Genomic DNA, 23,939 nt, shown 5'->3' with positions numbered 1-23,939 from the left:
TATGCCGTAAACTTAGTGATCATCGCTATCGGTCGTAGCCCGCCAGAAGCGCGCGCTATCCGCGAGCGCCGAAATAGCCGGTCAGCAGCCGGATGAGCTCGCCCTCGAGGCGGGCGCCGAAATCCTGTGGCGCGGTTCCTTCCATGATGCTTTGCGCCGATCCGGATAAAACGCCGATCGCTATCGCGGCGGTCACGGAGCAATCCTCGAAGCGAGGCTCGGGCGCGCTCGCGAGCATCTGCGCGACGGCCGTGGTGGCGCGAGCGCGCAGCCGCGCGATCAGCGCCTGCCCGCCGTGCTCGCGCGCGATTCCATAGAGCGCGCGCGACTTTCGTGGATCGCGCAGCTTGGCGGTCAAGAACGATGTGACGAGCGCCGACGCCATCGCCGACGCGCCTTCGCCCCTCTGCGCGCGACAGGCGCGCTCGACGGCGCCGGCCACGCCGTCGAGATGCTCCTCGAGCGCGGCGGCGAGCAGCGCGTCGCGGTTCGGATAATATTGATAGAGCGTGCCGACCGAGGCTCCGGCGCGCTCGGCGATGCGGGTGGTCGTGCAGCGGTCGAGCCCGTCCGCGACCAAAAGCTGAACGGCGGCGATGCGCAGCGCCTCGACCGTCGCCGCCGAGCGGGCCTGAACCGGGGATTTTCGGGGCTCGAGGGTCACTGCGCAGAAGCTCTCGGAATGCGAATTCCAAATGGCGAGATTGTTCCCATAATCCTCGTTGGAACGTAAAGAGGCGAGGGCGCATGATGACCGACGAATTCACTCTCGGCGACCGCAAGGTGAGGCGGCTCGGCTATGGGGCCATGCAGCTCGCCGGCCCCGGCGCCTTCGGGCCGCCACACGACCCCGACTCGGCGCGCGCCGTCTTGCGCGAAGCGGTCGCCTGCGGCGTGAATCATATCGACACCAGCGACTTCTACGGCCCTCATATCGTGAACCGGCTGATCCGCGAGGCGCTGTATCCCTATCCGGCGGATCTCGTCATCGTCACCAAGGTCGGCGCGCGGCGCGGCGACCGCGGCGCATGGCTTCCCGCTGTCTCGCGCGACGAATTGATCGCCGCCGTGCATGACAATTTGCGCAATCTCGGGCTCGATGCGCTCGAAGTGGTCAATTTCCGCGCCATGTTCAGCGCTCACGGCCCCGCCGAAGGCTCGATCGAGGCGCCGCTGGCCGTGCTGGCCGAATTGCAGCAGCAGGGGCTCATTCGCCATATCGGCCTCAGCAATGTGACGCCGGCGCAGATCGCCGAAGGGCGGCGCATCTGCGCGATCGCTTGCGTGCAGAACCACTATAATCTCGCGCATCGGAGCGATGACGCGCTGATCGACGATCTCGCCCGCGACGGCGTCGCTTATGTGGCGTTCTTTCCGCTCGGCGGATTTTCGCCGCTTCAATCCGCGACCTTGACCGAGGTCGCGCAGCGTCTCGGCGCGACGCCGATGCAGATCGCGCTCGCCTGGCTGTTGCGGCGCTCGCCCAATCTGCTGGCCATCCCCGGCACGTCGTCGCTCGCGCATCTGCGCGAGAATCTCGCCGCGTCCGAGCTCGATCTACCGGACGATCTGGAGATCTTGCTGCGCTGACGGCTTCAGGCCGGCTCGGCGCCCGCGCGCGGCGGCCGCGTCGGGCCGACATCGACCTGAATCTCGTCGCCCTCGACGCGCATCTCATAGGGGTGCAGCGCATTGCGGACGAGATGCGTCACGCATTTGCCGTTCATGCCGTCGAAGCCCCACATATGATGCGGGCAGGTCACGGTCTTGCCGTTGAAGGTCGCCTCGGAGAGCGGCATGTCGGCATGGGGGCAGCGACCGCGATAGGCCTTGAGCTCGCCGCCCTCCGGCCAGATCAGCAGCACGCTCTTGCGTCCGGCCTGGAACAGGCCCATTCCGCCCTCGCTCACGGCGTCTTTGGTGCAAATGGTGGTGAACGCCATCGAAGCTCGCCTTCTCGGTGAAAGTATCGTCCCTCGATTACGCAAGTTGCGGACCAGCGCGGGGCGGGACTCGACAGGCGACCGGCGACGCCCTATTGCCCGGGCGGGGGCGCATCCATCGGCCGGTTTCGCGCCGCAGCGAACAGGAAGCTCGTGCCGTCTCAGACATCGGAGCCGAGAGGCGGACTGCTCGAGGCCTATGCCGCCGATCTCGCCGGACTCGCCGCCCGCGACCGGCTGCGCGCGCTCGCGCCGCGCGCGGGGCTCGACTTCACCTCCAATGATTATCTCGGCCTCGCGCAATCGCCCGACTATGCGCGCGCCGCCGCGGCGGCGCTGGCGCGCGGCGTTCCGCTCGGCGCCGGCGGCTCGCGCCTGCTGCGCGGCAATCATCCGGAGCACGAGGCGCTGGAAGCGGAGGCCGCCTCTTTCTTTGGAGCCGAGAGCGCGCTGTTCTTCGGCGCCGGCTTCTCCGCCAATGTCGCGCTGCTGGCGACGCTGCCGCAGCGCGGCGATCTCATCGTCCATGACGCGCTGATCCATGCGAGCGCGCATGACGGCATGCGCCTCTCGCGCGCGGCCAGCGCCGCCGCCGCGCATAATGACGTCGAGGCCTTCGAGGCGGCGATCCGCGCCTTTCGCCGCGAAGGCGGAACGGGACGGGTCTTCCTCGTCGTCGAAAGCCTCTACAGCATGGACGGCGATGTCGCGCCGCTCGCCGATCTCGCGGCGCTCGCCGACCGCCATGAAGCCTTCCTGCTCATCGACGAAGCTCATGCGACGGGCGTCTATGGACCCGGCGGACGCGGCCTCGCAGCTGCGCTCGAGGGACGCGAGAATGTCGTGACGCTGCATACTTGCGGCAAGGCGCTCGGCCTCTTCGGCGCGTTGGCGTTGATGCCGCGCGTCCTGCGGGAGTTTCTCGTCAATCGCTGCCGACCTTTCATTTTCGCCACCGCGCCCTCGCCGTTGCTCGCCGCCTCCGTGCGCGCGGCGCTGCCGATCGTCGAGGCGGCGGAAGATCGTCGCGCGTCGCTGGCCGCGCGCGTGGCCCTCGCCGGGCGCGAGCTGCGGCGCCATGGTCTCGCGGCGCCGCTGTCGCAGATCGCGCCGATCATCGTCGGCGCCGATGCGCGCGCGCTGGCGCTCGCCGCGGCTATGCAGGCGCGGGGCTATGACATTCGCGCGATCCGCCCGCCGACCGTAGCCGAGGGAACGGCGCGGCTGCGCGTCACGCTGACGCTCAATGTGAGCGAGGCCGAGATCATCGCCATGATCGACGATCTCGCCGCGGAAATGGCGAGGCTGGCATGACGCGCCTCGTCGTCGTCGGCACCGACACCGATGTCGGCAAGACGGTGTTTTCCGCCGCGCTCGCCGGCGCGCTCGGCGCTTATTATTGGAAACCGGTGCAGGCGGGGCTCGACAGCGAAACCGATACGCAGACCGTCGCGCGCCTCTCCGGCCTCGCGCGTGAAAGACTGCTGTCGGAAGCCTATGTGCTGCGCACGCCGGCCTCGCCGCATCTTTCCGCGCGGCTCGACGGCGTGACGATCGATGTCGCGCGCCTTGCGCCGCCGGCGCTGTCGCCGCTCGTCGTCGAGACCGCGGGCGGGCTGATGACGCCGCTGACCGAGACGCTGCCGACCGCCGATTTGCTCGCGCAATGGCGCCTGCCCGTCGTTCTCTGCGCACGCACGACGCTCGGCACGATCAATCACAGCCTGCTGTCGCTGGAGGCGCTGCGCCGCCGCGACATTCCCGTGCTCGGCGTCGCCTTCATCGGCGAGGAGAATGTGGAGACGCGGCGCATCATCGCGCAAATGTCCGACGCGCGCGATCTCGGGCGGCTGCCGCTGCTCGCCGCGTTGACGGCGGATGTTTTGCGCGCGAGCTTCGAGAGCGCGTTCCGACGCGCGGATTTTTCGGGGGACGGCGCATGATGCGTGACCAACGCCGAATGAATCTTCCAAGCAAGGGCGCGACCCTCTCCCATAGGGAGAGGGTGGCCGCGAAGCGGCCGGGTGAGGGGTTGCCGCCTCTCCGATTTTTGCGGAACCCCTCATCCGACCTCGCTTCGCGAGGCCACCTTCTCCCTATGGGAGAAGGAGTCGCGCTCGACCGTCGCTGGCTTTTTTCTGGCTCGCCTGTTCGAAAGCACAGCGGGAGCGGAGCGAACCCATGACCGTTTCCAGATCCTCTCCCATCTGGCGCCCGTTCACGCAGCATGCGTTGCAGAAGGACGCGATCCTTGTCGCGCGCGGGGAGGGGGCCTGGCTCGAGACCGCGGACGGCCGCCGCATTCTCGACGCCATCTCTTCCTGGTGGGTGATCACTCATGGCCATCGCCATCCGCGCATCGTGCAGGCGATCAAGGATCAGGCCGATCGCCTCGATCAGCTGATCTTCGCCGGCTTCACCCATGAGCCGGCCGAATTGCTGGCGCGAAGGCTCGTCGCGCTGACGCCCGCCGGCCTCGATCATGTGTTCTATTCCGACAGCGGCTCCACTTCGGTCGAAGTCGCGATCAAAATGGCGCTGGGCTTCTTCCGCAATCGCGGCGAGCGACGCGCGCGCGTGCTGGCGCTGGAGCATGGCTATCATGGCGACACCATCGGCGCCATGTCGACCGGCGCGCGCTCGGTGTTCAACGCCGCCTACGAGCCGCTGCTGTTCGATGTCACGCGCATTCCCTTCCCGCGCGGCGTCGGGCAGGCGACGCTCGACGCGCTGGAGGCGGCGTGCCGCAGCGGCGACGCGGCGGCTTTCGTGGTCGAGCCTCTGGTGCTCGGCGCCGGCGGCATGCTCGTCTATGGCGCCGATATTCTGCGCGAGATGAAGCGCATCTGCGCCGCCCACGGCGTGCTGTTCGTCGCCGATGAGGTGATGACCGGCTTCGGCCGCACTGGAACCCTGTTCGCCTGCGAGCAGGCCGGAGTCGTCCCCGATATCGCCTGCTATGCGAAGGGAATCACCGGCGGTTCATTGCCGCTCGCGGTCACCATGTGCAGGGCGGAGATTTTCGATGCGCATTATTCGACCGACCGCGCGCGCACCTTCTTTCACTCGAGCTCCTTCACCGCCAATCCGATCGCCTGCGCGGCGGCGCTCGCCAATCTCGACATATGGGAGAGCGAGGACGTGCGCGGGCGTGTGACGCGGCTCTGCGCGATGCAGGAGGAGCGGCTCGCGCGCTTTGCGAATGACGCGCGCTTTTCCGACATGCGCCGCATCGGCACGATCGCAGCGCTCGATCTGCGCGTCGCCGACAGCGGCTATCTGGCGACCATCGGCCCGACACTGCATGAATTTTTCGTCGCGCGCGGCCTGCTGCTTCGTCCGCTCGGCAACACGATCTATGTGCTGCCGCCCTATTGTGTGGAGGGCCACGAGCTCGACGCGATCTATGACGCGATCGCCGAAGCCGCCGACCGATACGCCTGAAGGCTCGCATTTTCCTTCTCCCGCTTGCGGGAGAAGGTGGCCTCGCGAAGCGAGGTCGGATGAGGGTCCATAAGATTAGCGGCGCGTCGACGCCACGCCTTTTCGGCGCAGGCCTTCATCCGACCCGACTGCGTCGGGCCACCTTCTCCCGCAGGGCGCACGGCTGTCCGGGGAATGAGTCGATAAGTCGCGGGCGCATGCCTGGTACTTCCGAAGGTTTCGGGGTATTTTCCGGTTGTCGAGACTGGAAAATAAAGGACCAGACATGCGCTTCCAGAATAGCGTTTTTGTCGACTTGCTCAAGCCGATCGATCGTCGCGCGTTCGGCCAAATCGTCGCGCGCCACAAGGGCGACGCCTACGACAAATCCTTCAAGAGCTGGGATCATCTCGTCGTCCTGATCGCCGCTCAGCTCGGCGGCGAAACGAGCCTGCGCAGCCTCGAGGCCGCCTTCAACGCCAACAGCGGCTCCCATTATCACCTCGGCGTCCGCAGGATCGCCCGCTCCACCCTCGCCGAAGCCAACGCACGCCGGCCCGTCGGCGTCTTCGCCGATCTTTTCGCGCGCCTCTCCTGCGAACTCGACCGCAGAACGCGCCGCGACGGCGCCGAGCTGCTGCGCCTCATCGATTCGACGCCTATCCCGTTGAGCAAGTTCCACGACTTCGCCCGCTCGAACGGCCGCATCCACGGCATGAAGATGCATGTCGTCTACGATCCCGGGGTCGACCGCCCCTTCTGCGTCGAGGTCACGCCCGCCAATGTCAACGATGTCGAGATCGGCAAGAAGACGCCGATCGAGGCCGGCGCGACCTATGTCTTCGACAAGGGCTATTATGATTTCAAATGGTGGAGGGACATTCACGAGGCCCGAGCCTTGTTCGTCACGCGCCCCAAGAGCAACACCCGCCTCGCCGACCTCGCGGATCGGGAGATGCCGCAGACGCGCGGCGAAGGCTACACCGTGCTCAGGGATTGCGAGGTCGAGCTCGCCAGCAAGGGCGACTCGAAACTGCCCATGCCGCTGCGTCGCCTTCATATTCAACGCGATGCGCTGAAGGACGGCAAGCCGCAGCTGATCGTCGTGATCACCAACGACATGACGCGTTCGGCGGTCGAGATCGCCGCGCTCTACAAGGCGCGCTGGGCCATAGAGCTGCTGTTCCGCTGGATCAAGCAGCATCTCAACATCCGCAAGTTTCTCGGCGAAAACGAGAACGCCGTGCGGCTGCAGCTGATCGCGGCGATGATCGCTTTCGTGCTGCTGCGCATCGCCGCCCACCGCCACGATATCGAACTCGCGCATCTGCGGTTCTCGGAGCTCGCCGGCAGGTTTCTGTTCGAGCGGCGACCGATCGACAGACTCGAACGGCCGCCGCCCAAATATCAGGCCGCGCGGCGGCGCATATCGCCGAGGCAGCTGGAGCTCGCCTATGCCTGATTTTCCCCGGACAGCCGTGCGCAGGGCGGGAGAAGGGAGAACCTCCTCATTCGGCTCGCGCTTGCACCTCGTCGCGCAGCACGCGCCGCAGCACCTTGCCGACATTGCTCTTCGGCAGGCTGTCGCGGAATTCGAAATGCTTCGGCGCCTTATAGTGCGTCAGCGTCTTGCGGCAGAAATCATGCAGCTCCTGGCCGGTGACGCTGGCGTCGCGCGGCACGATGAAGGCGAGCGGCGCCTCGCCCGAATGCGGATCGGGAACGCCGATCACCGCCGCCTCCTTCACCTTGGGATGCTGCACCAGCACATTCTCGACCTCGTTCGGATAGACGTTGAAGCCGGAGACGAGAATCATCTCCTTCAAACGATCGACGAGCTTCACCTGTCCGTCCGGCAGCATGATCGCCACATCGCCGGTGCGAAAAAACCCGTCCGGCGTGAACGCCGCCTCGGTCTCGGCGGGGCGATTCCAATATCCCGGCATCACCTGCGGACCCTTCACGCACAGCTCCCCGCGCTCGCCGATCGGAACCGGCTCGCCCGAGGGCGCGCGGATCGACACGGCGGTCGAGGGATGCGGATAGCCGATCGAGCCGGAGAATTCCTCGAGATCGGGCCTGTTGCAGGCGACGACCGGCGAGGTCTCGGAGAGCCCATAGCCTTCGATGATCGGGCGGCCGGTGATCGCTCTCCATTTGCGCGCGACGACGTCCTGCGTCGCCATGCCGCCGGCGATGCAGAAGACGAGGCGAGAGAAGTCGACCTGCGCGAATTGCGGATGATCGGCGAGCGCCGCATAGAGCGTGTTGACGCCGGAGATCATCGAGAAGCGCGACTTGCGCAGCGTCTTCACGAAGCCGGCGATGTCGCGCGGATTGGCGATGAGCAGGCAGGAGCCGCCGATGCGCACCAGCACCAGCAGACAGGCGGTGAGGCCGAAAATGTGATAGAGCGGCAGCGCCGCCACCATCTTCTGCGGCCGCTCGCGCCCGGACGCCTCCAGCAGAAACGGATGCAGCCAGGCGGTCGCTTGCGCCACATTGGCCGCGACATTGCGGTGGAGCAGCATCGCTCCCTTGGCGACGCCGGTCGTGCCGCCCGTATATTGCAGAAAAGCGAGATCGTCCGGTGCGATCTCGACGTCGCGCGCCGAGCGCGCCGAGCCTTGCTTCATGATATCGCGAAAGCGCATGCTCGTCGGCAGCTGATAGGGCCGCACGGCGCATTTCACATAGCGCGAGACGAAATCGACGAGCTTGCCTTTGAGCCCGAGCAGATCGCCTGGCGTGACGACGACCGCGAGATCGATCGACATGTCGGGCCATGCGGCTTCGACCGTATGGGCGAAATTCTCCAGCACGAAGACGATGCGCGCGCCGGAATCATTGATCTGAAAGGAGAGCTCGCTCGGCGTGTAGAGCGGATTGACGTTGACCACCGCGCCGCCGGCGAGCAGCACGCCGAAGATGATCGGCGGATAGGCCATCACATTGGGCGACATGATCGCGACGCGATCGCCCTTCTTCAGGCCCTGCGATTGCAGAAAGGCGGCGATGGCGCGCGCGGCGCCGTCGAATTGCGCGAAGGTCAGCGTCGCGCCGAAGCTCTCGAGCGCGATTTTGTCGGAATGCGCGGCGACGCTGCGACGAAACACCTCGACCAGAGTGCGCGGCTCGGCGGGATCGATGTCCGGCGCGACGCTCGGCGGATAAGAGGCGAGCCAGGGACGCGCGGCGTAAGGGTCGAGCGCGAGAGATGCGTCTGTCATGGGTGGCCTCGAGACGCGCCGGCGGCGGCGGTGAGTTGAGCGAATCCACCCAACACATAGCGCGCATCACTCGCGGGCGCAGCCCCAGGCTCGCGCCATGCTATGCGGCGACGCAGCAAACGGGCGCGAAAGAGCGAGCCTTCAGGCTCGCTCTTTCTTTCAGGACGATCGCGCCAGCCAGCCCACGAGCATCGCCACGCCGAGCGCCAGCACCAGCAGCGCCGCGGCCAGTTCCGCGCCGCGAAAAATCGTCGTCGCCCGCCGCGCGCTTTTTTGTGTCAGCCGCGCCGCCGCGTCCTTGGCGAAGACGGCCGTCGCCGCCAATGCGCCGGTGGTGATGGCCGTGCCCGCCGACATCAGCACAATCGCTCCGGCGCCGGCGAGGAACACGCCCTGCGACAGCGCGAAAGCCAGCACCAGCAGCGCGCCGGAGCAGGGACGCAGGCCCGCGGCGAGCACCGTCGCCAGCGCATCGCCCCAGCGAAAGCCGGCGCCGAGCGTGGCCGGATCGACCATATGCGCGTGCCCGCAGTCGGGCCCATGGACATGGGTCGGATCGTCGGTCCAGTCGCAGGCGAAGGCGCGCGCCGGCGCGAGGGCGAGCGCCGGCTCCCGCAGCGCGTCGAGCAAGGCCCGGCCCTTCACATAGACGAGCCGCGCGCCGAGCGCGGCGATGACGAGATAGCTCGCCGCCTCCACATAGCCGGCGGCGTCGGTCATCTGCCGCGCTGTGGCGGAGAAGGCGACGGCCGCGACGCCGACGATGGCGATCGCCACGGAGCCTTGCAGCAGCGCGGCGAGCGCCGCCAGCAGCAGGCCGCGCTTCAGCGCCGTCTCATTGGCGATCATATAGGAGGCGAGCACGGCCTTGCCGTGCCCCGGTCCCGCGGCGTGGAAGACGCCATAGGCGAAGCTCGCCGCGGCCAGCGGAAAAAACGCGCCGCCGTCGGTCTTCAGCGCCCGCACGGCGCTCTGTAGCTGGAGCTGGAACTTGCTCTGCCAGGCGAGGATCAGCCCGGCGAAGCCGGTCGCCGCGCCGCCGCTCTCGGCCGGCCCCACGGCGAAGGGATGGCGCGCCGCCTGCGCGAGGGCGGCGTCCTGCAGAATCAGCAGGGCCGCCGCGGTGACCAAAAAGAGAAGGGCGTCGTTGCGAGCGAAGCGAAGCAATCTAGAGCCGCGGGGCGGCTCCTGGATTGCTTCGTCGCTGCGCTCCCCGCAATGACGAACCGCAACGGGACGGAAACGGCTCACGGGCAGGCCACCACGACGCGGGTCGCGAGCTTGATGCCGAAATCGGCGCCGGGCGACATATTGCTGAAGAAGGCTTCGCTGAGCTTCTGCGTCTCGGCGGAGAGCAGCGGCTTCGGCTGCACGAGGCTGGTCGAGCAGCCGGAGGGCGCCGCGGCGAGGGCGATCGGATCTTGCTTCTCGAAGTCGAAGGCGACGAAATAGGTCGGATCATAGACCTGGAAGGAGAAGGGCTTGCGCGCCGAGACCGGCGTTTCCAGCGGCAGCAGGAAATGCATGGTCACGATCTTCTTGTCGTCGGCCTCGAGATAGACGTCCTCGGGCGGGCCGAAAGCCGCCTTGGCGTTGTCGTGTTTGGCGAAGGTGAAATAGTCGAATTCCGCCAGCGATTCGGCGTTCACCTTGGCGATCGGCGCCAATTCCTCGCGCGTCGGCGGCTTGCCGTCCTTGCCGAGGCCCTGCAGAGCGAAGGCCGAATACATTTCGTCGAAGGTCCAGGCGTGGCGCACGCCCCGGACCTTGCCGTCGGGCGTGAATGCGATCTCACTGCGCACGACGACCCAGACATGGGGATGCGCCTTCGCGAAACCGGGGACGAGGAGGGCGAGAATCACGATAATTCCGGGCAATCTCGGACGCATGAACCGCGCACCTCCGGTGGGGGAAGATCGGACATTCGAGGCGAATCGCCGTGAAGATAGGGCTCGAAGACGGCAATCCGGCGCCGCGGCCGCTGGAGCGCGACGGCTTTTTCGCGTTCTGCGGGAATTTCGGCCGTGGAGCGTCCGTGAGCGGGAGCCCCCTGCGCAATCCACCTCGCTTGATGGCCTCCGCTGCGGCGCCGTATACTGCCACGGGCGATGGTCCCGCGACAAGCCGATGGCGACGCGCGGCCGGCGCCGTCACGACTAAGCCGTCGTTGGTCGGTACAGCGTAGCTCGAAGGCAGGCGGAGCGCGCCGCGTCGGGCGTCGTGACCTGCAGGAGAGGATTCGTATGGCGGATGTGATCGCCGGCCACGCAAAAACCGGCCCCGCCTCGGGCGAAGTGTCTCTCGCCGATCGTTTCGACCTTTCCAAGCCGCTCGTGCTGCTCAACGGCACGCAGGCGATCGTGCGGCTGCTGCTGATGCAGAAGGAGCTCGACCGCCGCGCCGGCCTCCACACGGCGGGCTTCGTCTCCGGCTATCGCGGCTCGCCGCTCGGTGGCATGGATGCGCAGCTCCATCGCGCCAAATCCGTGCTCGAGAAGAACGAAATTCTGTTTATGCCGGGCCTCAACGAGGATCTGGCCGCCACCGCCATCTGGGGCGCGCAGCAGGCGGAGATGCGCGGCGAGGGCAAATATGACGGCGTCTTCTCCGTCTGGTACGGCAAGGGTCCCGGCGTCGACCGCTCCGGCGACGCGCTACGCCATGTCAATCTCGCCGGCGCCTCGCGCCATGGCGGCGTGCTGGCGCTGATGGGCGACGACCATACCGCCGAATCCTCCACCACCGCGCATCAGTCCGAATTCATGTTCGTCGACGTGATGATGCCGATTCTCGCGCCGGCGGGCGTGCAGGAGATTCTCGATTACGGCCTCTACGGCTTCGCCATGTCGCGCTTCGCCGGCGTGTGGACCGGACTGAAGCTGATCAAGGACACGGTCGAATCGACCGCCTCGGTCGACGGCTCGCTCGACCGGCTGCGGCCGGCGGCGCCGCTCGATTTTGTCCTGCCCCCGGGCGGGCTCAATATTCGTCCGCGCGATCCGGTGCTGGCGCAGGAAGAGCGCATGCAGGAGAGCAAGCGCGACGCCATGCTCGCCTTCATCCGCGCGAATCGGCTCAATCGCATCGTCACCTCGGGCGGGGCGAATGCGAAGATCGGCGTCGTCACCGTCGGCAAATCCTATCTCGATGTGCGACAAGCGATGGACGATCTCGGCATCGACGAGATCAAGGCGAACGAATATGGCCTGCGCCTCTACAAGATCGCCTGCCCCTGGCCGCTGGAGCCGCAGGGCCTGCGCGAATTCGTGCGCGGGCTCGATCTCGTCATCGTCGTCGAGGAGAAGCGCTCGCTGATCGAGGTGCAATTGCGCGAGCAGCTCTATGGCTCGGCGCATCAGCCCGTCTGCATCGGCAAGAAGGACGAGCAGGGCGATTGGCTGTTCCCGGTCAAGGGCTCGCTCGACGCCAATGAGATCGCCATCGCCATCGGCCGCCGCCTATTGAAATATCAGCGCAGCGACGAGCTGGAGGCGCGTGTGACGCGGCTCGAGCGGCTGCAGGCGCGGCGCCATGCGATGAGCGACGTCGCCGTGCGCGTGCCGCATTTTTGCTCCGGGTGCCCGCACAGCACCTCGACCCATGTGCCGGAAGGCGCGCGCGCCTATACCGGCATCGGTTGCCATTACATGGCGCAATGGATGGACCGCTCGACCGAGGGCTACACCCATATGGGCGGCGAGGGGGCGAATTGGATCGGCGAGGCGCCGTTCTCGACGCGCAAGCATGTGTTCCAAAATCTCGGCGACGGCACCTATAATCATTCCGGCTCGCTCGCCATCCGCTTCGCCGTCGCGACGAAGACCAACATCACCTTCAAGATCTTGTTCAACGGCGTCGTCGCCATGACCGGCGGCCAGAAGCACGAGGGCGAGCTGACCGTCGAGGCGATCGCGCAGCAGGTCGCCGCCGAGGGCGTCGCCAAAATCGCGCTCGTCTCCGACGAGCCGCACAAATATTCCGCCGACATCCAATGGCCGGCGGGCCTCGAAATTCATCACCGCAATGTCATCAATCGCGTCCAGAGCGAGCTCGCCGAGACCGAGGGCGTCACCGTGCTGATCTATGATCAGACCTGCGCCACCGAGAAGCGTCGCGGGCGCAAGCGCGGCGAATATCCCGATCCGGACGTGCGCGTCGTCATCAACGAGCTCGTCTGCGAAGGCTGCGGCGATTGCGGACGCGCCTCCAATTGCGTGTCGGTGCAGCCGCTCGAGACCGAGTTCGGCCGCAAGCGCCGCATCGATCAGTCGAGCTGCAACAAAGACCTCTCCTGCCTCGAGGGCTTCTGCCCGAGCTTCGTCACCGTGCATGGCGCGCGGATGAAGAAGGCGGCGCTGCCGAGCCAGACGCAATGTCCGGCGCCGCCCGATCCGGTCACGCCGGAGATCGGCCGGCTGCCCTATGGCGTGCTGGTCGCCGGCATGGGCGGCACCGGCGTCGTCACCGTCAGCGCCATTCTCGGCATGGCGGCGCATCTCGAGGGCAAGGGCGTCGGCGTCATCGACATGGCCGGCCTCGCGCAGAAGGGCGGGGCGGTCTATTGCCATGTGAAGATCGGCCGCACGCGCGACGATGTTCACGCCATCCGCATCGCCGCCGGCGAGGCCGATCTCGTGCTCGGCTGCGATCTCGTCGTCTCCGGCGCTCGGCAGGTGCTGTCGGCCTTCGACACCGGCCGCACCTATGCGCTCGTCAATCGCGCGCAGGTGTTTCCCGGCGATATCGAGCGCGACCCCGATTTCACTTTGCCGGTCGAGCGCATCGAGCGGGCGATCCGCGACGCCGCCGGCGATCGCGCCGATTTCCTCGATGTGACGGAGCTGGCGCTGGCGCTGCTCGGCGATTCGATCGCCGCCAATATGTTCATGCTCGGCTATGCTTGGCAGAAGGGCCGCCTGCCCCTGTCCGAGGCGGCGCTGCTGCGCGCCATCGAGCTCAATGGCGAGGCGGTGGCGATGAACCATTCCGCTTTCGCCTGGGGCCGACGCGCGGCGCATGATCTCGAGAGCGTCGAGGCGGTGGTGGCGTCGCTGCGCGCCCGCAACGAGACGCGCGATCTCTCACGCACGCTCGACGAGGTCATCGATCGCCGCGTCGCTTTTCTCACCGATTATCAGAACGCCGCTTATGCCGCGCGCTATCGCGCGCGCATCGAGACGGTGCGGCGGCTCGAGAAGGAGCGCCTGCCGGGCGTGAGCGCGCTCACCGAGGCGGTGGCGCGCAATCTGTTCAAGCTGATGTCGGCCAAGGACGAGTTCGAGGTGGCGCGGCTCTACACCGATGGCTCGTTCAAGCGGCAGCTCGACGAGATCTTCGAGGGCGATCTGCGCATGGAGCTGCATCTCGCGCCCAATCTCGTGTCGTTCCAGTGCAAGAACGACATCGGCGGCTCGCGCAAGATCACTTTCGGCCCGTGGATGTTCCAAGTGCTGAAGCTGCTCGCGCGATTCAGAGGCCTGCGCGGCACGATCCTCGATCCGTTCCGCCCCGACGCCGACCGCATCGCCGAGCGCAAGATGCTCGCCGATTACCAAGCGCTGCTCGACGATATTCTGCCGCGTCTGTCGCCGGCCAATCATGGGACGGCGGTGGCGCTGGCGCGCATTCCGGAAAAAATCCGCGGCTTCGGCCACATCCGCGCGCGCAATACCGAAGAGGCGAGGGCGGAGATGGCGCGTCTCTGTGGCGAGTTCCACACAGCGCGGGCGGATGTGAAGCTGGCGGCGGAGTGAGGAAGCGAATAGCGAAGTAGCGAATAAAGGGTAGGGGCTTCGGGCGCCCGTCATCAACTCAGTTGAGGGGTCATTTTGAGGTCCCTCAGCTTTGCGTTGGCGATGACGATGATTTTTCGCATAATTGCGGAAAGGGCGACAATGGGTTTTTGCCGTTTGCGAGAAGCCTCTTGTAGACGTCGCGCAAGGCAGGATTATGCCTTGCGGCTGACATAGCGGCCATGAACAGCACGCGCTTGACCTCCGGCCTGCCGCCGGTCATGCGGCGGTAGGCGTCTTTTTCACCGCTCTGTCGCGGATGGGGAGCGAGGCCGGCGAGAGAGGCGGCGCGTCGCCGATCACAAGAGCCGAGCTCGGGCATGAGGGCGAGCAAGGCGGCGGCGGTCTTTGCTCCGAGACCGGCCACGCGGCGCAAGGCTTTTTCGGAGCGGCGCAGCTCGTCATGCGCCTCGATCAGAGCGGCGATGTCGGCGTCGATCGCCGCGATCTGAGCATCGAGACAGTCGAGAAGCGCTTTCAAATAGCTCTGCACCGGCTCGGCTCCAGGGGCCTGCGCGCGGTTTGAGAAAGCGGTGCGCTGGACGACGAGATCGCGTCGCGTGAGCGCCAACGCCTGCAACTTTCCGCGGGTTTTGTCGGGCGCCTGCCAGCGGGCGAGCTGGAGATGACGCTCCTGGCCGTAGCGGGCGAGAGCGCGGGCGTCGAGGGCGTCGGTTTTCCCGTGGACGCCCAAGGATCGGATAAAGGCCTTCACTTTTCTGGCGTCGGCGCGGTGGGCCGGGACGCCGGCCGCGAGGAGGGCGGCGAGGAGAGCGGCCTCATAACCACCGGTGGCCTCGCAGACGACCAGGCAGTCGGGATCGAGGGTCGCCGTCCATTCGGCGAGGGCGACGGGATCATTGGCGATGGATTTGCGGCTCTGATCGCGGCTGACGAAAATCTCGATGCGGGCCTTGCCGACGTCGCAACCGATGATACGAGGGGCGGTGGTGGAGATGGACATTCGGGGCTATCCTGAAGGAGCTTATGATTGTCTTCGGGCGTTCGCCTTTCGACGCAGAGGCCCATGCAACTCATCAAGCGTTTCAAAGGAAAGCGGACCGCCGACCATGATGACGACGGACGTCGCGCCCAATTGCGAGACGGTCTGACGGTCCGCGCCTCGGGCCGGGTGGCCACCCGGCCCGAGGCATCCCGCTCACGCGGGACGGCCCTTCATTAACATCTCGCCATCAGACAATTGCGAGCGAAGCGAAGCAATCCAGAGCCGCGGGACGACGCCTCAGTCGTCACCGCACCCGCGTCCAATCCTCGGCGCCGCAAATCTTCGTTCCGGAGAGACAGCCTTCGAGCCGCAGCACGGTCTCGCTGCGCAGCGCGAGATTGGCGGCGTAGTTCTGGCCGTCCTTGGCGTTGTAGATCGTGCCGGACCATTGATTGGAGCCTTTCGGCTCGACGCTGAGGATCGGCAGGCCGAGCAGCGGCCGGCTGCGCTGGCGCGGGTCGGGATTGTTCTCGTCGAGGCCCTTGTCGGCCAGCCAGGCGATCTTGCCGCACATGCCCTGGCCGCAGCGGCTGATCTGGATAGTGGCCGTTCCGTCGGCGACGCGCCATTTGCCGATCGGATCGGCGTCCGCCGCTCCCGCCGCCGCAGGGGCCGCCAGGATCGACGCGCAAATCCAGAACCGCTTCATCTAAAGCCTCCGTTCGAACCGTCCGGGCCGGCAGTATAGGGCCGAGCCGCGCCGCAGACCAAGCCGGGCGCGCCCAAGAAGCGTGCTGCGCCGCACAAGCCCCGGCCGCACGATGGAGCAGCGCCTCGCCGAACGGCAGGAGCGCGCCGGGACGGCGAGCGATTGCGTCGCAGCAACATTCTCCGATTCGCACGCGCGTCGCGAAACGACTATTCTCGATCGCCGCCTTTTTCAGGTCGAGAGCGAATTCTCCCCGATGCGGCGGCCGGTCGGGCGAGACCTCGACGCGACACGCGCGGCGCCCCATGTCGAGCCGACCGGAGACGGGCCGGCGCCCGAATGATTTGCGCCAATCGGCGAATGCGGCATATTGCCGCTGTGGTTGAGCCCGTCGGGCCTCGGAGAACGAATATGGCGGCCGATGTGGCGAATGGCGGTGAGATCGACGCGACCGCGGCGCTGGAGCTCGCCGAGGCGGCGCCTTTCTCGGCCGAGGAGCGTGCGGCGGTCTATCGCGCCATTCTGACGCGGCGCGACGTCCGCGACGAATTTCTGCCAGACGATATTCCCGAGGAGACGTTGCGGCGCCTGCTGGACGCCGCCCATCACGCGCCCTCGGTCGGCTTCATGCAGCCGTGGAATTTCATCGTCATCCGCGATGCGGCGGTGCGCGCCCGCGTGCGCGAGGCTTTCGAGCGCGCCACTGCCGCGGAAGTGGAAATTCTGGAGCCCGAGCGGCGCGATCACTATCGCAGCCTCAAATTGCAGGGAATCTCGAAGGCGCCGCTCAATATCTGTGTGACCTGCGACCGCGAGCGCCAGGGCCGCACCGGGCTCGGCCGCACCCAGCAGCCCGACACCGATCTGCTCTCGACCGCCTGTGCGGTGCAAAATCTCTGGCTGGCGGCGCGCGCGGAAGGCGTCGGCGTCGGCTGGGTCAGCATCCTGCGCGACGCGGATCTGCGCGCGATCCTCGCCATTCCGCCTCAGATCGCCATCGTCGCCTATCTCTGCGTCGGCCGGGTCGCCCGCGCCTATGTGCGTCCAGAGCTCGAGGTCAAGCGATGGGCGCGCCGCCTGCCGCTCGACGAGCTCGTCTTCGCAGACAAATGGGGCGCCGCGGCCTCCGCCGTACGGAAGGACCCGTGAGCCGCCCGCTCGAATTCGGTCACATTCCGTTCAATATAATGACCGCTTGAGAGTCGCCCGGGAGCCGCAGCCACGCTCGAGCATTTTGACGATCGAGCGGCCGGCTTTATAGTGCATGCGGCGCGATGCGGCGATTGCGCCTCGAACACCGGGGCGGTTCCGGCAGCGGCACGATGATTGCTTGAGCATAGCCGCACAGAGCGGGGTCGGATGATGAAGCCTGCGGATTATGAACGCGTATTCGACAAAGCCATGCCGCTTTCGAGCACGACCGCCCTCACGGTGACGGAAGTGCCGGACCGGCTCGAGGATCTGCTGCAATTGCTCGGCAGCGCCATGATCGAAGGCTTCGGCAAGCAGAAGCGGCTGACGGAAATCCATTTGCCGATGGCGCGATTTCCCGAGCTCGGCTCGAAATTCTGGCACGTGCCCGTCGAGGATTGTGGCGAGCTGCATGTGCTGAGACTGTTCTTCGAGACGCCCGCCTCCTCGGCGCACTGACGGGTTTCTCACGCTCTGGCGGGTTGCGCGGGCTCCGAGACGGCGGCCCGCCGCCTCTTGAGCTTGCTCATCAACAGATAGATCACCGGCGTGGTGTAGAGCGTCATCGCCTGGCTGAGCAGCAGTCCGCCGACGATGGTGATGCCGAGCGGACGCCGCATTTCCGCGCCGACGCCGGCGGCGAAGGCGAGCGGCAGCGCGCCGAGCATGGCGGCGAGGGTCGTCATCAGGATCGGCCGAAAGCGCTCGACCGCAGCCTCCAGCGCCGCGTCATGCGGCGAGAGCCCTCTCTCGCGCTCGGCCTGCAGCGCGAAATCCACCAGCATGATGCCGTTCTTCTTGACGATGCCGATCAGCAGCAGAATGCCGATCAGCGCCATGACGGTGAACTCGGCGCCGAACGCCTCCAGCGCCAGCAGCGCGCCGAGGCCCGCCGAGGGCAGGGTCGAGATGATCGTCACCGGATGGACGAGGCTCTCATAGAGCACGCCGAGAATAATGTAGACGGCGAGCAGAGCGGCGACGACCAGCAGAGCGACGCCCGAGGCCATTTTGGAGAGTTCTTTCGCGTCGCCGGCGAAATCTGCTTGAACGCTCGCGGGCATGCGCAGCGCTCGCGCGCCCTCGAGAACGGCGGCGTTGGCGGCCTCCAACGTATGGCCGGGCGCGACATTGTAGGTGATCGTCGACGCCGGAGAGACGCCCTGGTGATTGACGACGAGCGGCGTGAGGCCGCGCTCGACATGGGCGAGCGCGTCGAGCCGAACCTGGGTCCCGTCGGCCGATGCGACGTAAATCCCCTCGAGATCGCGCGGATCGCGCTGGCGCGACAGCGGCGCCTCGACGATGACGCGATATTGGTTGCGCGGCGTGTAGATGATCGAATCCTGCCGCTGGCCGAAGGCGCTGTTGAGCGCCTGATCGATCGAGCTGATCGCCACGCCCATGCGCGAAGCAGCGGTGCGGTCGATCACCACCTCGGCGCTGAGGCCGCCCCGCTGATCGTCGCTCGAGACATCGACGAGCTCGCTCGAGCGGCGCAGTCGCGCGATCAGCTTGGGCGTCCATTCCGCGAGCTCGTCCATGGAATCCGCGGTCAGCGTGAACTGATATTGCGCCTTGCTCGAGCGTCCGCCGACGCGGATATCCTGCGACGGAACCAGGGACACCTCGACGCCGGCGATGCGCGCGAAGGCCTTGCGCAGCCGCGACATCACCTGGACGCTTGACGAATGGCGCTCGCCCATCGGCTTCAGCGCGACGAACAGGCGTCCTTCATTGGAGGAGGAGCCCGGCCGTCCAGGGCCGATGAAGGAGGCGACATTCTTCACATCCGAGTCCTCCTTGGCGACGGCGACGACCTCCTTTTGGAGGCGCGACATCTCCGCGAAGGAGACATCCGGCGCCGCCTCCGCCGAGCCGTTGAGGAAGCCGATGTCGTCCTCCGGCAGATTGCCTTTCGGGATCACCGTATAGAGATGGACGGTCGCGGCGATGGTCAGCACGATGGCGACGAGCGTGATCCAGGGATGATCGACGACCGGGCGCAGGCTGCGCGCATAGAGCCGGCTCGCCACGGCGAGCGCGCCCTCGACCGCTCTGTCGAAGCGCGTCGCAGGTCGAGGGCGCGAGGGCATGCGCGCGCAGATCATCGGCGTCACGGTGAGCGAGACCACCGTCGATATGACGATGGCGAAGACGAGAGTGAAAGAGAACTCGCGCAGCAGCCGGCCCATGATGCCGCCCATGAACAGCAGCGGCACGAACACGGCGATCAGCGACAGGCTGATGGAGACCACGGTGAAGCCGATCTGGCGCGCGCCGGCGAGCGCGGCCTCCAGTCGGCCCATGCCGCGCTCGACATTGGTCTCAATCGCCTCGATCATCACGATCGCGTCATCGACGACGAAGCCGACGGCGATAGTCAGCGCCATCAGCGAGAAATTATTGGCCGAGAAGCCCGCCGCCCACATGGCCGCGCAGGCGCCGACCAGCGACAGCGGCACGGTGACGCCGGCGGCGAAAGTGGGCGTCGCCCGTCGCAGAAACACGAAGACGACCGCCATCACCAAGCCGACCGTGACGACCATCGTGCGCTGAATCTCGGCGACGCTGGCGCGGATGGTCTGGGTGCGATCGGACATGATCGCGACGTCGATCCCGCTCGGCATCCACGCCTCGAGCTGCGGCAGCAGCTCCTTCACCCGATCCACCGCGGCGATGACATTGGCGTTGGCCTGCTTGGTGATGACCAGCAGCACAGCGGGTTGGCCGTTGAACCAGCCGGCGGCGAGCCGGTTGCGCGAGCCGCGCTCCACCGTGGCGATGTCCCCGAGCTTGACCACGGCGCCATTGGTCGAGGCGACCACGATCTTGCGATAGTCCTCGGGCGTCGACAGCTGATCGTCGACCTCGAGGGTCATGGCGGTGGAGCCGCCTTCGAGCGCGCCGACCGGCGCCGTCACATTGGCCGAGACCACCGCGCTCGCGACCCTGTCCATCGAAAGGCCCATCGTCGCGAGCCGCGCCGGATCGACCTGAATGCGGATCGCCGGCTGCTCGGCGCCGGCGACGCGCACCTCGCCGATCCCCGGAATTTGCGCGAGACGCTGGGCGAGGACCGAATCGGCCGCGTCATAGACGGCGCTGGTCGGCAGCGTCTTCGAGGTCAGCGCCAGCACCATGATGGGCGTCGACGATTGGTTGAACTTGCGGAAGTAGGGCAGAATCGGCAGGTCGCCGGGAATATCGGTCGCCGCGGCGTTGATCGCCGCCTGCACGTCGCGGGCGGCCGCGTCGATATTGCGGTCGATGTCGAACAGCACGAAGATCGAGGTCGAGCCGAGAGAGCTCGACGAGGTGAGCTGGTTGACGCTGGCGATGCGGGCGAGGCGATGCTCCAGCGGCGCCGCCACCGTCGCCGCCATGGTCTCCGGATCCGCGCCGGACCGTCCCGCCGTGACCGCTATGGCCGGAAAATCGACCGATGGCACGCTCGCGACCGGCAGGAAGAAATAGGCGACCGCGCCGATCAGGAAGATCGCCGTCGCGAGCAGGGTCGTTCCCACCGGTCGGCGGATGAAGGGTGCGGAAATGTTCACTCCGCCGCCTCCCGGCGCGCGTCCGCCTCCCGCAAGGGGGACGCCGGAGTCGTCGACTCCATCGCGGGCGCTCCGCGCAGCCGTAGACGAAACCGCTCCACCGCGAGATAGATGACCGGAGTCGTGTAGAGCGTCAGAATCTGCGACAGCAGCAGGCCGCCGATGATCGCGACGCCGAGCGGAATGCGCAGCTCGCTGCCGGGCCCATGGGCGAACGCCAGCGGCAGCGCGCCGAACAAGGCCGCGAGCGTCGTCATCAGGATCGGCCGGCAGCGCAGCCGGCAGGCGCGCGTGATCGCCTCCTTGGCCGACAGCCGCTCGCCGCGCTCGGCGTCGAGCGCGAAGTCGATGATCATGATCGCGTTCTTCTTGACGATGCCCATCAGCAGCACGACGCCGATCAACGCGACGAGCGACATGTCGAGGCCAGTCGCCATCAGCGCCAGCAGCGCGCCGACGCCGGCCGAGGGCAGAGTCGTCAGCACGGTGAAGGGATGCGCATAGCTCTCATAGAGCACGCCGAGCACCACATAGATGGCGATCGCCGCGGCGAGAATGAGCCAGGGCTCGCTCGCCAGCGACTTCTGAAACTCGGCGGCGTCGGCGCTGAACAGGCCGATGATGGAGGAGGGCAGGCCGATCCGCTCCTCGGCGCGGGCGATCGCCTCCACCGCGTCGCCGAGCGCGGCGCCTGGCGACAAATCGAAGCTGAGCGTCGCCGCGGGGAACTGCTCCTGATGGGCGATGGCCAGCGGCGCCGTCGTCTGCTCCAGCGTGACGAAGGTCGATAGCGGCGTCTGCGGACCGCCGCCGGCCGGCGCCACATAGAGCTTCTCGAGCGCGGTGGCGTCGCGCCGATATTGCGGCGCCGCCTCGAGGATGACGCGATATTGATTGGACTGCGCATAGATCGTCGAGATCTGCCGCTGGCCGAAGGCGTCGTTCAGCGTGTCGTCGACCATTTGCGTCGTCAGGCCGAGCCGGCCCATCTTCTCGCGGTCGATGTGCAGGAAGGCGCGCAGGCCGCCGGTCTGCGATTCGGAGGCGACATTGCGGAACAGGCCGTCGGCGCGCAGCGCCTCGAGCAGCGTCTGCGACCAGCGCTGCAGCTCGTCGGCGTCGGGCGCGGTCAGCGTATATTGATATTGCGAGCGGCTCGAGCGCGTCGTGATCTGAATGTCCTGGACCGGCTCGATATAGACGGTCGCGCCGGGAACCTGCTCGGCCGCCGCCTTCAGCCGCTCGGCGATGGCGTCGGCGCCGATGCTGCGGATGTCGCGTCCGCGCAGCGTGACGACGAGATGGCCGGCGTTGGTGGTGGCGTTGAGCGGTCCGACGCCGATCACGGAGATGGTTCCGGTGGCTTCAGGATCGGCGTCGAAGATCTTCCCGACTTCCGCCTGCAGCCGCGTCATCGCCGCGAAGGACGCTTCCGGCGAGCCTTCGAGCACAACTGTGAGAAGGCTCGTATCCTGGCGCGGCAGAAAGCCCTTCGGAACGACGGCATAGAGCAGCAGGGTGAGCGCCAGCGTGCCGAAGGTCAGCGCCAGCATCAGCGGCTGGCGCGTCAGAGCGAGGTCGAGCGTGCGCGCATAGAAGGCGTCGAGCCGCGCGCCGAAGCCGAGGGCTCCGCCGGAGCCGTGGCGCTCATGGGCGTGACCGGGCTTCAGCCATTTCGCGCACAGCATCGGCGTCAGCGTCAGCGAGACGATCGCCGAGACGACGACCTGCGCCGTCAGCGTGAGCGCGAACTCGCGGAACATGCGGCCGACGAGGCCGGTCATGAACAGCAGCGGAATGAACACGGCGACCAGCGACACGGTGAGCGAGACCACCGTGAAGGCGATCTCGCGCGCGCCGTCGAGCGCGGCCCGATGCGGCGACTTGCCGAGCTCCATGTTGCGGACGATGTTCTCGATCATCACGATGGCGTCGTCGACGACGAAGCCGGCCCCGATGGTAAGCGCCATCAAGGAGAGATTGTCGAGCGAGAAGCCGGCGACAGCCATCACGGCGAAGGTCGCGACGATGGAGAGCGGCAGGCTGACGCCGGCGATGAGCGTCGCGCGCCAGCTGCGCAGAAACAGCAGCACGACGAGCACGACGAGGCCCGTGGCGATGACGAGCGTCGTCTCCACTTCCTCGATCGAGGCCCGGATCGTCTGCGTGCGGTCGCTGACGACGTCGAGCGTCGCGCCCTCCGGCAGCGTGCGCCTGATATCCGGCAGCGCCTCGTTCAGCCGCTCGACCGTGTCGATGATGTTCGCGCCCGGCTGGCGCTGCACGTCGAGGATGATCGCCGGCTCGCCACGATACCAGCCGCCGACGCGCGCGTCCTCCAGCCCGTCGACGACATCGGCCACGTCGCGCAGCATGATCGGCGCGCCATTGCGATAGGCGACGACGACGGTCTCATATTGCCGCGCCGCCACCAGCTGGTCATTGGCGTCGAGCGTGTAGGCTTGATACGGCCCGTCCAGCGCGCCTTTCGCGCCGGCGACATTGGCGCCGGCGATCGCCGCGCGCAGCTCCTCCATGCTCATGCGGTTGGCCGCGAGTCGGGCGAGATCGGCCTCTATGCGCACGGCTGGCCGCACGCCGCCTTCGACCGCGACATGCCCGACGCCGCGCGTCTGCGAGAGCTTGGGCGCTATCAGCGTGTCGGCGAGATCGCTGAGCTGCCGCATGCCCGCATTCTTCGCGCGCAGCGTGAGGGTGACGATGGGCGTGTCGGCCGGATTGACCTTGGCGTAGACCGGAGGATAAGGCAGAGTTCGCGGCAGCGTCGAAGCGGCCGAGTTGATCGCCGACTGCACGTCCTGCGCGGCGGCGTCGATGTCGCGGTCGAGCTCGAATTGCAGCGTGATCTGCGACAGCCCGAAGGAGCTCAGCGACGACATCGTCTGCAGCGACGGAATCTGGCCGAGCTGCCGTTCCAGAGAAGCGGTCACCAGCGAGGCCATCGTGTCCGGATTGGCGCCCGGCAGCCGCGTCGTCACCTGAATGGTGGGGAAGTCGACCTGCGGCAGCGGCGACACCGACAGCCGGAAGAAGCCGAGCACGCCGAACAGCAGAACGGCGAGGCTCAGCAGCGAGGTCGCCACCGGGCGCTCGATGAAGGGCGTCGAGACGCTCATGTCGATCG

At 67.0% G+C, this 23,939-nt stretch carries 17 protein-coding genes; 8 read left to right on the top strand and 9 right to left on the bottom strand.

The annotated features are described in order from the left end of the window. Positions 1-55: 55 nt before the first annotated feature. A complete protein-coding gene (locus CQW49_RS01875) occupies positions 56-664 on the bottom strand; it encodes a TetR/AcrR family transcriptional regulator (protein WP_003615846.1) in 609 nt (202 codons plus the stop codon). Between the two features lie 83 nt (positions 665-747). Between CQW49_RS01875 and CQW49_RS01870 the strand changes: the two genes are divergently transcribed. Further along, positions 748-1,590 (top strand): aldo/keto reductase family oxidoreductase, encoded by an 843-nt coding sequence (locus tag CQW49_RS01870; RefSeq protein ID WP_003615848.1) that lies wholly within the window; start codon positions 748-750, stop codon positions 1,588-1,590. A 5-nt stretch (positions 1,591-1,595) separates the two neighbouring features. Here the strand turns inward: CQW49_RS01870 and CQW49_RS01865 are convergent, their stop codons facing one another. Beyond that, on the bottom strand, positions 1,596-1,943 hold the full coding sequence (locus tag CQW49_RS01865) for a Rieske 2Fe-2S domain-containing protein (protein WP_003615850.1): 348 nt from the start codon (positions 1,941-1,943) through the stop codon (positions 1,596-1,598). A 153-nt stretch (positions 1,944-2,096) separates the two neighbouring features. Between CQW49_RS01865 and CQW49_RS01860 the strand changes: the two genes are divergently transcribed. From CQW49_RS01860 to CQW49_RS01845, 4 genes are all read left to right on the top strand, one after another. Beyond that, positions 2,097-3,257 carry an 8-amino-7-oxononanoate synthase gene (locus CQW49_RS01860; RefSeq protein WP_003615853.1) on the top strand — a complete coding sequence of 387 codons (1,161 nt, stop codon included), beginning with the start codon at positions 2,097-2,099 and terminating at the stop codon, positions 3,255-3,257. Beyond that, positions 3,254-3,886: a dethiobiotin synthase gene (gene bioD, locus CQW49_RS01855; RefSeq protein WP_003615855.1), complete on the top strand. Its 633-nt coding sequence runs from the start codon at positions 3,254-3,256 to the stop codon at positions 3,884-3,886. The genes CQW49_RS01860 and bioD overlap by 4 nt, the downstream gene beginning before the upstream one ends. Before the next feature lie 238 nt (positions 3,887-4,124). Continuing rightward, positions 4,125-5,387 carry an adenosylmethionine--8-amino-7-oxononanoate transaminase gene (locus tag CQW49_RS01850; RefSeq protein ID WP_003615857.1) on the top strand — a complete coding sequence of 421 codons (1,263 nt, stop codon included), beginning with the start codon at positions 4,125-4,127 and terminating at the stop codon, positions 5,385-5,387. 265 nt (positions 5,388-5,652) lie between these two features. Beyond that, positions 5,653-6,828: an IS4 family transposase gene (locus CQW49_RS01845; protein WP_024749364.1), complete on the top strand. Its 1,176-nt coding sequence runs from the start codon at positions 5,653-5,655 to the stop codon at positions 6,826-6,828. Between the two features lie 46 nt (positions 6,829-6,874). Here CQW49_RS01845 and CQW49_RS01840 read toward each other — a convergent pair whose 3' ends face one another. From CQW49_RS01840 to CQW49_RS01830, 3 genes are all read right to left on the bottom strand, one after another. After that, entirely contained in the window at positions 6,875-8,596 is a 1,722-nt protein-coding gene (locus CQW49_RS01840) for a long-chain-fatty-acid--CoA ligase (protein ID WP_003615702.1), read from the bottom strand. A gap of 159 nt (positions 8,597-8,755) precedes the next feature. Further along, entirely contained in the window at positions 8,756-9,763 is a 1,008-nt protein-coding gene (locus tag CQW49_RS01835) for a nickel/cobalt transporter (RefSeq protein WP_024749365.1), read from the bottom strand. An 80-nt stretch (positions 9,764-9,843) separates the two neighbouring features. Next, positions 9,844-10,485, bottom strand: coding sequence for a DUF1007 family protein (locus tag CQW49_RS01830; protein WP_003615706.1), 642 nt, complete (start codon positions 10,483-10,485; stop codon positions 9,844-9,846). A gap of 354 nt (positions 10,486-10,839) precedes the next feature. Between CQW49_RS01830 and CQW49_RS01825 the strand changes: the two genes are divergently transcribed. After that, complete coding sequence (locus CQW49_RS01825; RefSeq protein ID WP_003615708.1) at positions 10,840-14,349, top strand: indolepyruvate ferredoxin oxidoreductase family protein; 3,510 nt, start codon at positions 10,840-10,842, stop codon at positions 14,347-14,349. 85 nt (positions 14,350-14,434) lie between these two features. Here CQW49_RS01825 and CQW49_RS01820 read toward each other — a convergent pair whose 3' ends face one another. Together CQW49_RS01820 and CQW49_RS01815 are read right to left on the bottom strand one after the other, a co-directional pair. Continuing rightward, positions 14,435-15,352, bottom strand: a complete 918-nt coding sequence (locus CQW49_RS01820) for an IS110 family RNA-guided transposase (RefSeq protein ID WP_099831725.1) — start codon at positions 15,350-15,352, stop codon at positions 14,435-14,437. Between the two features lie 286 nt (positions 15,353-15,638). Next, on the bottom strand, positions 15,639-16,043 hold the full coding sequence (locus tag CQW49_RS01815; RefSeq protein WP_003613173.1) for a DUF2147 domain-containing protein: 405 nt from the start codon (positions 16,041-16,043) through the stop codon (positions 15,639-15,641). A 411-nt stretch (positions 16,044-16,454) separates the two neighbouring features. On the opposite strand from CQW49_RS01815, the gene bluB reads away from it, so the two are divergent. Beyond that, entirely contained in the window at positions 16,455-17,192 is a 738-nt protein-coding gene (gene bluB / locus CQW49_RS01805) for a 5,6-dimethylbenzimidazole synthase (RefSeq protein ID WP_003613174.1), read from the top strand. A gap of 210 nt (positions 17,193-17,402) precedes the next feature. Continuing rightward, positions 17,403-17,693 (top strand): hypothetical protein, encoded by a 291-nt coding sequence (locus CQW49_RS01800; protein WP_003613175.1) that lies wholly within the window; start codon positions 17,403-17,405, stop codon positions 17,691-17,693. 8 nt (positions 17,694-17,701) lie between these two features. Here the strand turns inward: CQW49_RS01800 and CQW49_RS01795 are convergent, their stop codons facing one another. Both CQW49_RS01795 and CQW49_RS01790 read right to left on the bottom strand, forming a co-directional pair. Further along, positions 17,702-20,794, bottom strand: coding sequence for an efflux RND transporter permease subunit (locus tag CQW49_RS01795; RefSeq protein ID WP_003613176.1), 3,093 nt, complete (start codon positions 20,792-20,794; stop codon positions 17,702-17,704). Next, positions 20,791-23,931 carry an efflux RND transporter permease subunit gene (locus tag CQW49_RS01790; protein ID WP_003613177.1) on the bottom strand — a complete coding sequence of 1,047 codons (3,141 nt, stop codon included), beginning with the start codon at positions 23,929-23,931 and terminating at the stop codon, positions 20,791-20,793. The genes CQW49_RS01795 and CQW49_RS01790 overlap by 4 nt, the downstream gene beginning before the upstream one ends. Positions 23,932-23,939 lie beyond the last annotated feature (8 nt).

It is taken from the genome of Methylosinus trichosporium OB3b (assembly GCF_002752655.1).
Lineage (GTDB): Bacteria > Pseudomonadota > Alphaproteobacteria > Rhizobiales > Beijerinckiaceae > Methylosinus > Methylosinus trichosporium.
Note: the sequence above shows the minus strand (reverse complement) of the source record. Positions and strands in the feature narration are given on the sequence as shown.

Coding starts and splice junctions, on each gene's coding strand:
- CQW49_RS01870 (WP_003615848.1), top strand. CDS start 748: ATGATGACCGACGAATTCACTCTCGGCGACCGCAAGGTGAGGCGGCTC.
- CQW49_RS01865 (WP_003615850.1), bottom strand. CDS start 1,943: ATGGCGTTCACCACCATTTGCACCAAAGACGCCGTGAGCGAGGGCGGA.
- bioD (WP_003615855.1), top strand. CDS start 3,254: ATGACGCGCCTCGTCGTCGTCGGCACCGACACCGATGTCGGCAAGACG.
- CQW49_RS01850 (WP_003615857.1), top strand. CDS start 4,125: ATGACCGTTTCCAGATCCTCTCCCATCTGGCGCCCGTTCACGCAGCAT.
- CQW49_RS01845 (WP_024749364.1), top strand. CDS start 5,653: ATGCGCTTCCAGAATAGCGTTTTTGTCGACTTGCTCAAGCCGATCGAT.
- CQW49_RS01840 (WP_003615702.1), bottom strand. CDS start 8,596: ATGACAGACGCATCTCTCGCGCTCGACCCTTACGCCGCGCGTCCCTGG.
- CQW49_RS01830 (WP_003615706.1), bottom strand. CDS start 10,485: ATGCGTCCGAGATTGCCCGGAATTATCGTGATTCTCGCCCTCCTCGTC.
- CQW49_RS01825 (WP_003615708.1), top strand. CDS start 10,840: ATGGCGGATGTGATCGCCGGCCACGCAAAAACCGGCCCCGCCTCGGGC.
- CQW49_RS01820 (WP_099831725.1), bottom strand. CDS start 15,352: ATGTCCATCTCCACCACCGCCCCTCGTATCATCGGTTGCGACGTCGGC.
- CQW49_RS01815 (WP_003613173.1), bottom strand. CDS start 16,043: ATGAAGCGGTTCTGGATTTGCGCGTCGATCCTGGCGGCCCCTGCGGCG.
- bluB (WP_003613174.1), top strand. CDS start 16,455: ATGGCGGCCGATGTGGCGAATGGCGGTGAGATCGACGCGACCGCGGCG.
- CQW49_RS01800 (WP_003613175.1), top strand. CDS start 17,403: ATGATGAAGCCTGCGGATTATGAACGCGTATTCGACAAAGCCATGCCG.
- CQW49_RS01790 (WP_003613177.1), bottom strand. CDS start 23,931: ATGAGCGTCTCGACGCCCTTCATCGAGCGCCCGGTGGCGACCTCGCTG.